This is a genomic window from Arsukibacterium indicum (assembly GCF_019100565.1).
Classification (GTDB): Bacteria; Pseudomonadota; Gammaproteobacteria; order Enterobacterales; family Alteromonadaceae; genus Alishewanella; species Alishewanella indicum.
On record NZ_JAHRID010000014.1, the window covers coordinates 1 to 9,421 of the forward strand.

12 protein-coding genes and 1 pseudogene are annotated in these 9,421 nt (G+C 48.3%); 11 read left to right on the plus strand and 2 right to left on the minus strand.

The window, feature by feature from the left end:
- On the plus strand, positions 1-141 hold a 141-nt coding region (locus KQY15_RS18720; protein WP_194297706.1), incomplete at its 5' end, for a signal peptidase II.
- A 21-nt stretch (positions 142-162) separates the two neighbouring features.
- A pseudogene (locus KQY15_RS18725) lies at positions 163-1,439 on the plus strand (ISL3-like element ISPpu12 family transposase).
- A gap of 122 nt (positions 1,440-1,561) precedes the next feature.
- Here the strand turns inward: KQY15_RS18725 and KQY15_RS18730 are convergent.
- A complete protein-coding gene (locus KQY15_RS18730; RefSeq protein ID WP_006956255.1) occupies positions 1,562-1,762 on the minus strand; it encodes a hypothetical protein in 201 nt (66 codons plus the stop codon).
- A 75-nt stretch (positions 1,763-1,837) separates the two neighbouring features.
- Here KQY15_RS18730 and KQY15_RS18735 point away from each other — a divergent pair, with 75 nt between their 5' ends.
- From KQY15_RS18735 to KQY15_RS18775, 9 genes are all read left to right on the plus strand, one after another.
- Entirely contained in the window at positions 1,838-2,182 is a 345-nt protein-coding gene (locus tag KQY15_RS18735; RefSeq protein WP_217671434.1) for a hypothetical protein, read from the plus strand.
- Positions 2,183-2,248: 66 nt separating this feature from the next.
- Entirely contained in the window at positions 2,249-2,740 is a 492-nt protein-coding gene (locus KQY15_RS18740) for a DUF411 domain-containing protein (RefSeq protein ID WP_254795853.1), read from the plus strand.
- Positions 2,741-2,742: 2 nt separating this feature from the next.
- Complete coding sequence (gene tatA, locus KQY15_RS18745; protein ID WP_217671435.1) at positions 2,743-2,961, plus strand: twin-arginine translocase TatA/TatE family subunit; 219 nt, start codon at positions 2,743-2,745, stop codon at positions 2,959-2,961.
- A complete protein-coding gene (locus tag KQY15_RS18750) occupies positions 2,951-4,714 on the plus strand; it encodes a copper resistance system multicopper oxidase (protein WP_217671436.1) in 1,764 nt (587 codons plus the stop codon). The genes tatA and KQY15_RS18750 overlap by 11 nt, the downstream gene beginning before the upstream one ends.
- A gap of 11 nt (positions 4,715-4,725) precedes the next feature.
- On the plus strand, positions 4,726-5,469 hold the full coding sequence (locus KQY15_RS18755; RefSeq protein ID WP_217671437.1) for a copper resistance protein B: 744 nt from the start codon (positions 4,726-4,728) through the stop codon (positions 5,467-5,469).
- Positions 5,470-5,496: 27 nt separating this feature from the next.
- Complete coding sequence (locus KQY15_RS18760; protein ID WP_006956248.1) at positions 5,497-5,847, plus strand: copper resistance CopC family protein; 351 nt, start codon at positions 5,497-5,499, stop codon at positions 5,845-5,847.
- Positions 5,847-6,692: a CopD family protein gene (locus tag KQY15_RS18765; protein WP_217671438.1), complete on the plus strand. Its 846-nt coding sequence runs from the start codon at positions 5,847-5,849 to the stop codon at positions 6,690-6,692. The genes KQY15_RS18760 and KQY15_RS18765 overlap by 1 nt, the downstream gene beginning before the upstream one ends.
- A 17-nt stretch (positions 6,693-6,709) precedes the next feature.
- A complete protein-coding gene (locus KQY15_RS18770; RefSeq protein ID WP_008489764.1) occupies positions 6,710-7,144 on the plus strand; it encodes a YybH family protein in 435 nt (144 codons plus the stop codon).
- Positions 7,145-7,165: 21 nt separating this feature from the next.
- Positions 7,166-8,476 carry an APC family permease gene (locus tag KQY15_RS18775; protein ID WP_217671439.1) on the plus strand — a complete coding sequence of 437 codons (1,311 nt, stop codon included), beginning with the start codon at positions 7,166-7,168 and terminating at the stop codon, positions 8,474-8,476.
- Positions 8,477-8,502: 26 nt separating this feature from the next.
- Here KQY15_RS18775 and KQY15_RS18780 read toward each other — a convergent pair whose 3' ends face one another.
- A complete protein-coding gene (locus KQY15_RS18780; protein WP_100690644.1) occupies positions 8,503-9,249 on the minus strand; it encodes a MauE/DoxX family redox-associated membrane protein in 747 nt (248 codons plus the stop codon).
- Positions 9,250-9,421: the final 172 nt, after the last annotated feature.

Here is a 9,421-nt window from a genome sequence, read left to right on the forward strand (position 1 = left end):
GATTTCTATTGGCGAGACTGGCATTGGCCGGCCTTCAACCTGGCTGATATTGCAATTGTCCTCGGTGCCTTACTTTTCGTTTCCAGCAGCTTGTTGGGTAAAAAAGCAAACACCAATGCCGAGCCGGATGGATCTGACTGACACCTACGCCTATACAACACCATGACCGAACTTCCCGACAACATCCTTCCAAGTACTGGGCTGCAAATCAACCGACGACGAAATGCACTTCCAGGTGGACGTGCCCGATCCCATCGCCTGCGAGGAATGCGGCGTGCAGGGTGAGTTCGTACGGTTCGGCAAGCGTGACGTTCCCTATCGTGATCTGCCCATCCACGGCAAGCGGGTCACTCTCTGGGTGGTCCGCCGCCGATACACCTGCCGGGCCTGCAAGACAACATTCAGGCCCCAGCTACCGGAGATCGGTGGACGGATTCCGTATGACACTGCGGCTGCATGAGTACGTGGAGAAGGAATCCTTCAACCACCCCTACACCTTTGTGGCGGCACAGACCGGCCTGGACGAGAAGACGGTGCGCGACATCTTCAACGCCCGCGCCGAGTTCCTGGGGCGCTGGCACCGCTTCGAGACGCCCCGCATCCTGGGCATTGACGAGCTATACCTGAACAAGCGCTACCGCTGCATTCTGACCAACATTGAGGAGCGAACCCTGCTCGACCTGCTGGCCACCCGCCGCCAGGACGTGGTGACCAACTACCTGATGAAGCTGAAAGACCGGCAGAAGGTCGAGATCGTCAGCATGGACATGTGGAACCCCTACCGGGCAGCGGTCAAGGCTGTGCTGCCCCAGGGCCGTATCGTGGTCGATAAGTTCCATGTGGTGCGCATGGCCAACGATGCCCTAGAGAGAGTGCGCAAGGGCCTCAGAAAGGAGCTGAAACCGTCCCAGAGCCGGACTCTCAAGGGAGACCGGAAAATCCTGCTGAAACGCGCTCACGAAGTCTCAGACCGGGAGCGCCTCATCATGGAGACCTGGACAGGCGCGTTCCCGCAACTGCTGGCCGCCTACGAGCACAAGGAGCGCTTCTACGGCATCTGGGACGCCACCACACGGCTCCAGGCAGAAGCCGCCCTGGACGAGTGGATAGCCACCATCCCGAAGGGCCAAAAGGAAGTCTGGAGCGATCTGGTCAGGGCAGTGGGAAACTGGCGCGAAGAGACCATGACCTACTTCGAGACGGACATGCCCGTCACCAACGCTTACACGGAGTCCATCAACCGACTGGCCAAGGACAAGAACCGTGAAGGGCGCGGTTACTCCTTCGAGGTGATGCGGGCACGAATGCTCTACACCACGAAGCACAAGAAGAAGGCACCGACTGCGAAGGTCTCTCCTTTCTACAAGAAAACCATCGGTTACGGACTGCCGGACTTCGCAGAGGAACTCAACTACGGAGTCGATCTATCAACCATCTGAGGGTGGTATCAGATTGATGGGGTGAAGGTGCCCCATCAACCATTAAATCCGTATACCCATAAATTCGTGCTTCTGATCAGAGATGAAAAGCTATACTTGTTGCTTTGGTTAAAGTGAATTAGCTATTTATCAACATTTTTCCATGGGCCGAACGCTATAAAGTAAAGAAGAATGATATTTGCGATAGGGATAACAATCAGAAGACCCAATGGACCAGGGTAGCCAACTCGTTGGCAGATACGCCATGCGGGAACAATAAAAATAGCTCCCACAATCAGCATCCATAGAAAGCCCATACCTGCGAACATTTCGTGATTCATCATTATCTGCTCCTTATTTGACATGCGTTAAAATGACGTTAGACTGAAGTTTATTAAATTGCAAAAAGCAGGGTGCTCGTGCTAATTCGAATTCTGTTATTAATGACAGTGCTATTGGTGTCGATGTCGTTTTCGCAAACGGCAGATGCTCACGCATGCCATGATGACGGGCAAATGCAGCACAGCATGATGCAGGAAGCAGACGCAAGCGATTGTGAACATGAGGCGCAAAAGCATAACTCGTGCTGTGCTGACATGACCATTCGGCATTGTTCCGGCGGCTCGGTTTTATTTGTCGGACAGTCTTCTTCGGTTAATGCCGCTGCAGTTAACTTCTCTACTAAAGTCGACGTACCTGTTGACACCTCAATTCGTGCCAAACACGCGTCTAGTTTATTCCGTCCCCCAATAATTACCGCTTAATAAGTTACTAGAAATTTAACACACGCTCGGCGTGCTCCCTTAAAACTTATTAATCGGTGAATAATTATGTCTATCAAACGCAATATCGCTGTTTTGGCGATGCTGTTTTCCGTGTCTGTATCTGCAACCGATGTAGAAGAGCAGCAACTAACCGTTCTAAAAGATCCCAACTGCGGTTGCTGTGAAAAGTGGTTACAAGCTTTACCGGATAGCTTTAGTGTGTCCGTACAACATCCGAACAACTTGACCCAACGAAAACGTGATGCCGGTATTAGTGCCGAGGTCCAATCCTGTCATACCGCTATTTCTAGTAATGGCTATGTCTTTGAGGGGCACGTTCCTCCTACATTGGTTTCTCATTATTTAGCTGGGAAAAAGTCAGCCAATGGCATTGGATTAACTGTTCCTGGCATGCCGGTAGGGTCTGTTGGTATGGAAATGGGTACTCGGTTTCAACCGTATACGGTCTATGAAATCAAAAAGGACGGTTCAATTACACCTTATAAGCAGATAGCAAGTTTAGAGCAGCAGCAAGCACTCTCAAATGGAGGGCTTTAGCTATGGGATTTGGCGGCATGAGTATGGTTCAGTTAGGAGTTTTACTGGTTATTGTCATTCTTCTTTTTGGTAGCAAAAAGCTACGAACCCTGGGCTCCGATCTTGGTAGTGCGATTAAAGGGTTTAAATCATCGGTTTCTGATGAGCCGTCTGATAAGGAACAGGACGTTCAACGTTATCAAAATTTAACCTCAAAAGAGGAGAGTCATAATGAGCAATGAGTTTAACAAAGGGCGTCGAAAGTTTATTAAATCTGCATTCACTGTGGCGTCTGCTTTAGCAATCGCCAAAGTAGCCCCAACTTGGGCTGCTCCTCAGGGACGCAGTTTTAAAGATCAGATCCTGACAAACGATGAGATTGATCTGACTATTGCAAAGTCCCCACTGCTCGTGGGAAATAAAGTAGGAGCACCAATAACCATCAATGGCCAAATGCCGGGCCCTTTGATTCGTTTAAAAGAAGGGCAGCGAGCAAAGCTAAATGTGACTAACCGGTTGTCGGAAGACACGTCAATTCACTGGCACGGAATTATATTGCCGGAGAATATGGATGGCGTGCCTGGCGTATCTTTCGAAGGGATAAAGCCAGGACGAACGTTCAAATACCGCTACGATGTCGAGCAAAACGGAACTTATTGGTATCACAGCCATTCCGGTTTGCAGGAGCAATTGGGACACCTGGGGCCGTTAGTGATTGAACCGAAAGACGGAGACATTGGTGCTGATCGAGAACATACCATTATTCTCAGCGACTGGACATTCGAAGATCCGGATACCGTGTTTCGTAACTTGAAAGTTGCGGAGGGGTACTATAACTATCAAAAACGTACGATATTTGAGACCTTCGAGGACGTGCGACAGCAAGGGTTAGAGAAAACCTGGAAGCAACGAGAAATGTGGGGGCAAATGCGAATGAGCCCCCGTGATATTGCGGATGTGACGGGCAGTACTTATACCTACCTGATGAATGGCCGCGATTCACAGATGAACTGGTCAGCATTGTTTAAGCCTGGTGAAAAAGTACGCCTTCGTATCATTAACGGTTCAGCAATGAGTTATTTCGATGTGAGGATCCCTGGGTTGGAAATGACGGTAGTGGCCGCTGACGGGCAGCCTGTGAAGCCAGTGCCAGTTGACGAGTTCCGCATTGGTGTGGCGGAAACCTACGATGTAATTGTCCAGCCTAAGCAAAACAAGCCTTACACTATTTATGCTGAGAGCTTTGATCGAAGTGGTTATGTCAGAGGTACATTAACGCCGGAACTTGGTCTTGAGGCTGAAGTGCCTGAACTACGGCAAGTTTCTGAGCGAGGCATGGCCGCTATGGGCATGGGAGCGATGGCGATGTCCGGTGATATGAAAGGCAATAGCATGAATATGAAGCATATGGGCGGCAATAACAGCCATATGACGCATAAAATGACACATAAAAAAGAGCTCCCGGTCGAAAACATTAAAATCAAACACCGTGAGTCCGGACATGGCGCCGGGGCGGCTATGATTGCTACAAACCCGGTAAGCCGTTTGCATGAACCCGGGATTGGATTGGAAGACGTTGATCATAAAGTCTTAGTGTATACCGACTTGGTCGGCGCGCATGAATGGCCGGATACGCGGGAGCCCGAACGACAGATAGAGCTGCACTTAACGGGTAATATGGAGCGTTACATGTGGTCTTTCGACGGGAAGAAGTTTACCGAAGTGGATGGCCCGGTTCAGTTTCATCATGGAGAACGACTGAGGTTGGTGATGGTAAACGATACGATGATGGACCACCCCATACACCTACACGGTATGTGGATGGAACTTGAAAACGGACAGTATCCACGCCCACGCAAACATACGATTAGCCTGAAGCCGAGCGAAAAAGTGTCGTTATTGATAACGGCAGACGCGCCGGGTAGTTGGGCGTTCCACTGTCACCTGTTGTATCACATGAAAGCGGGTATGTTCCGTGTGGTCAATGTCGCATAAGGAGGACAATTATGTACGGTAAATCATTATTAGTGGGTGCGGCGTTGTTGCCAGGTTTAGCAGTCGCCGGACATGCGAAAGAGGACTGGCCTGAACCCGTCAAAGAATATTACACCGGGCAAGTACTGTTCGATCGGTTGGAGTTAACGCGAACCAACGAGGAAGAGAACCTAGCCGTCTGGGACATGATGGCTTGGTATGGCGGTGACTATCACCGAGCTGTTTTCAAGAGTGAAGGGGAGAATGTTCAAGACGACGGTGAGCCCACTGACTTGGAAAGTGCCGAACTGCTGTATGGATACTTGGTGTCTCCGTTTTGGTCGTTTCAGGCCGGTATTGGTACGCGAGGTACCTTATCGTCGGACGCGTCTATGGAAAATTATGCTGTCGTGAGTTTTATGGGGTTGGCGCCGTACTGGTTTGAAATGGATAATTCTTTGATGATGAACGAAGAAGGCGATGTCCAATTTGTTAGCGAAACCGAGTACGAGTGGCAGTTAACACAAACCTCGTACTTACAACCTCGCATTGAGTTAACAGCCAACCTGACAGACTCAGACAAATATGAACGGCAAAGTGGCTTGAGCAACTTGCGCGTAGGGTTGCGATATCGCCATGAAATAAGTCGTGAATTTGCCCCTTACATCGGTGTGTATTGGAACGGGGCGTTAGGAAATACGGCAGATGAAATGAAACGAATGGGTGAAGACACCACAGAAACAGGCGTGGTCCTTGGGGCCAGAGTTTGGTTTTAATTGATAATAAAACAAAGAGGAAACAACATGAAAAACGTACTTAAATTAGCCTTCGGTACCGCGTTATTTTTTAGTGCATGGGCCAGCGCTCACGTCGGCCTAACATCCAGTAGCCCGGAGGACGGTGCTACTTTGTCCGAGTCACCTACGGAAATTACGATGAATTTTTCCGGTGATGTTCGTCTGGCTAAAATTATGCTGCACTCAGATGACGGTAAAATGCATCCGCTGGACTTTTCGATGAGCATGACTCCCAAAGCAGCGTACGAAATTGCTGTTAAAAACAATTTGGCGTCAGGTGGTTATACGGTTTATTGGACGGCAATGGGTGGGGACAGTCATAAAATATCGGGTGATTTTAGCTTTGAGGTGAAATGATGACCCTTTGGAGTGTGGCCAGCGTTTTAACGTTGGCCTTTATATTCTGGCTTAACGCGGTGATGACCGCCTCGCCTTATATCGTTTATTTGTCCGGTTTAAAAAAGCAGTCTGAACGAAAGAATAGCCTTGTTGCGTGGCTTCTATTACTGGCAAGCCTTCTGTATTTTTTTCTGAGAGTCGGTAGTTTTGCTGCTGAAGGCTTTGCCGGCATGATTGACACGACCTACATGCAGTTTATATGGACCGGCCCTGTTGGGTTGTTCATCCAACTTCAGATAGCGGTTGCTATTGCTTGGATTGTTTACTCCGTTGTTAAGCTAAAACGTATAAAGTGGGTGCTATATGTTGTCGCCATTGGACTCATGGGATGGAGCTTTTTAAGTATTGGTCACGGCAGTGACGCCGTCTGGTGGGGAAAGCTAGCGCTTTTAACACACTTGTTAGTCGCTTGGGTTTGGTTCGGCAGTCTTAACTCATTGCGAAAGCTGGCAACGTCGGTACCGCTTGCTAAAGCGAAAGCCATTATGGAGCGTTTTGGTGTGCATATGTCTGCAGCGGTTCCAATACTCCTTATTGCGGGCTTGGTTATGTATCGTAGTGCAACAGGGCGATGGATGCCAGAGCTGCCGCTTACGTCGTATGACACGGTACTACTAGCGAAACTTGTGTTTGTGGCGCTGATTCTCCTTGTTGCCGCATTGCATAAATTAAAGTTCGTACCGCAATTAAATGATAACGCGGCCGCCAAGCGACTCAAAAACTCCATAACGGCGGAAATGGTATTGGCTGTCACTATTTTTACCCTGGCCTCTGCGCTAAGCAGCGCGTTTTCCCCCGGTTAATGTAAGGAATAAGAAGAATGAAATTACTTGTGAGTGTTTTTATGGTTTCGGTAATGTTTATTTCAGCGCCCAGTAGCGCCGAAAAACTATCTGAGCCGACCGCTGTGCTTGATGCATTTCGAACTGCTTTAACTGAAGGTGACACGGAGGTCGTTAAAGACGTGCTTTCCGATGATGTGCTTATCTTTGAAGGTGGTGGCGTTGAACGGTCCCTGGCTGAATACAGTGCTCATCATCTTAAGTCAGATATCAAATTTAGCCAGGCGGTTCCTTCCAAGCTGATTGAAAGAACACGATATGAAGTGGCTAGCCTTGCTGTGATCACTTCTCGATATAGTATTTCCGGGGCGTACAACGGGCGTGAGATTGATTTAACGATGAATGAAACTGTAACCGTTTCACATACCCCGGAGTCTGGCTGGAAAATTATCCGGATTCACTGGTCCAACTAACGTCAACCACAGGAGCTGATTATGGCGGAACACGATCACGAACACGGACATCAGGGTTATCAGAAAGGAAGCCTTAGTCTTTGGGGGGCGGTGTCGCTGGGGACTGGTGTCATGATTGGCGCTGGTATTTTTGCACTGACAGGACAAGTTGCTCAGCTAGCAAGAGAGTGGTTTGTACTGGCGTTTGTGTGCGGCGGTATCATTGCCGGTTTCAGCGCCTATTCGTATGTGAAACTGGCCAAAGCATACCCGTCAGCGGGGGGCATTGCGATGTTCCTCAGTAAAGCCTATGGGAAAGGAAGTGTGACGGCAATATTCGCACTCTTGATGTACTTTTCTATGGTGATTAATGAAAGTTTAGTCGCTCGGACATTTGCGTCCTATACCAGTCAATTAATTTCTTTTGAAGCGCAGTGGCTTGTCCCGTTGTTGGCGGTTGGTTTGCTGGTCTTTGCGTTTTTTATCAATATTTTGAGTAATCAGTTTATTCAAACGTTCTCGTTTTTTATGGCCTTTGTTAAGGCTTTAGGATTGGTGGTTTTAGCGGCTGGTGGTTTGTGGGCCTCAGGCATTCAGTTTGAATCGATATCGGCTATTCCAGAAGAAGCTACCGGCGGCGGTATTTTAGCGGGGATTGCTTTAAGCATACTTGCGTACAAAGGGTTTACAACAATAACCAATAGTGGCGGTGAAATTGTTGAGCCCAAGAAAAATGTCGGGCGTGCCATTATTATTTCTTTGATTATCTGCGCGTTAATATATGTTCTGGTCACTCTGGCGGTTGGCTCGAGCCTGTCCATAGATGAGATTGTGAAAGCGAAAGATTATGCGCTTGCTGAAGCTGCCAGACCCGTCTATGGCGAGACTGGACTTTGGGTGACGGTCGCTTTTGCAATTGTCGCAACGGTATCCGGTGTGATCGCGAGCGCGTTTGCCGTCTCGAGAATGTTGGCTATGTTGACCAATATGAAACTTGTGCCACACAGTCATTTTGGGATGCCAGGTTCCATTCAGAAGCACACACTGGTTTACACTATCGTGATGGCTATGGTCTTAGCTGCTTTTTTCGATTTGAACCGAATCGCTTCGCTTGGTGCTATTTTTTATATCGTTATGGACATTGCGATCCACTGGGGGGTATTGAGACATCTTAGACAAAAAGTGAATGCCAATATTTACATACTTGTCAGCGCAATCACGCTAGATGTCATCGTTTTAGCCGCTTTTATATGGGTGAAATGGACAAGCGATCCGCTGGTTATTTGGGCGTCTCTTATCGGTATGGCATTGATTGCCGCTGGTGAGATTTTGTTTTTACGTAAAAAGCGTTAAGAAAAAGAGCGCATAGCGCTCCTTTTCTAGTTCATTGTAAAAAACATCCAGATAGCCATAGCGACCATCATGAGGTTTTCAGTGAGCGAAATGAAGCCTAACGGCACATTACTTGAGCCACCGACACAGGCACATTTTAGCTCACGTTTGTCGACATAAACGGCTTTAAAAACGGAGACAGAACCCACGATGCCTATGAATAACGCAATAGGGATGGAAATGACATGAGCAAATTCCGCTGCCATTAACAGACCCGCCAAGCCTTCGGCGTAGGGGTAAACACGGCCATAAGGCACCCATTTTTTGGCGAGAAGATCGTAGTTGAGAAACATGGTAGAGAATTTCTCTACGTCCTGGAGTTTGAGCAAGGCCAGAACCACCATCGAGAAACTGATGAACCACTCGATGGTTTGTCCGGTAAATGCGCGACCAAAAGACAACCACGACGTGGCTACGGAGAGGAGCGCTGTCATAATAAATAATGCAATAACGGGTCGGTAACTGGTTGCGTCAGGGTCAGGAAGAGGTTTTCCAAGAAAGGCTCGAACCTCTTCGTACCCACCGATGCGTTCATCACCAATAAACACTTGTGGAGTGGTATCGACGTTGTGTTTTTCCTTGAATATGTCGGTTTCCTCGCGGCTTTCCAGTAGGTTGTCGTCCACATCGTAACCGTTGGCTTTAAGTAAGTGCCGGGTTTTTAAACCGAAAGGGCATTGGTGGTCAGGTGTCGACATTCTGTAAAGCGTGGCTTTTTTAGTTGATTGACTCATAGCCAAGTTCCTTACGTAAAAGTTATGTATTCGTGTACGCATTATAGTCGGCAAAAGATTAAAAGTATCAATAATCAGAAAAGGGTAAAAAATTCGGGTAAGCGGATTAAATGGTTGATCTTACCTTTGCATGAGAGTGAGACAGACCGGCATCTCATCGGATTATCTGGTT

Excerpts from the sequence above, each read along its gene's own strand:
- KQY15_RS18755 (WP_217671437.1), top strand. The coding sequence starts at position 4,726 with ATGTACGGTAAATCATTATTAGTGGGTGCGGCGTTGTTGCCAGGTTTA.
- KQY15_RS18760 (WP_006956248.1), top strand. The coding sequence starts at position 5,497 with ATGAAAAACGTACTTAAATTAGCCTTCGGTACCGCGTTATTTTTTAGT.
- KQY15_RS18730 (WP_006956255.1), bottom strand. The coding sequence starts at position 1,762 with ATGATGAATCACGAAATGTTCGCAGGTATGGGCTTTCTATGGATGCTG.
- KQY15_RS18780 (WP_100690644.1), bottom strand. The coding sequence starts at position 9,249 with ATGAGTCAATCAACTAAAAAAGCCACGCTTTACAGAATGTCGACACCT.
- tatA (WP_217671435.1), top strand. The coding sequence starts at position 2,743 with ATGGGATTTGGCGGCATGAGTATGGTTCAGTTAGGAGTTTTACTGGTT.
- KQY15_RS18765 (WP_217671438.1), top strand. The coding sequence starts at position 5,847 with ATGACCCTTTGGAGTGTGGCCAGCGTTTTAACGTTGGCCTTTATATTC.
- KQY15_RS18775 (WP_217671439.1), top strand. The coding sequence starts at position 7,166 with ATGGCGGAACACGATCACGAACACGGACATCAGGGTTATCAGAAAGGA.
- KQY15_RS18770 (WP_008489764.1), top strand. The coding sequence starts at position 6,710 with ATGAAATTACTTGTGAGTGTTTTTATGGTTTCGGTAATGTTTATTTCA.
- KQY15_RS18740 (WP_254795853.1), top strand. The coding sequence starts at position 2,249 with ATGTCTATCAAACGCAATATCGCTGTTTTGGCGATGCTGTTTTCCGTG.
- KQY15_RS18750 (WP_217671436.1), top strand. The coding sequence starts at position 2,951 with ATGAGCAATGAGTTTAACAAAGGGCGTCGAAAGTTTATTAAATCTGCA.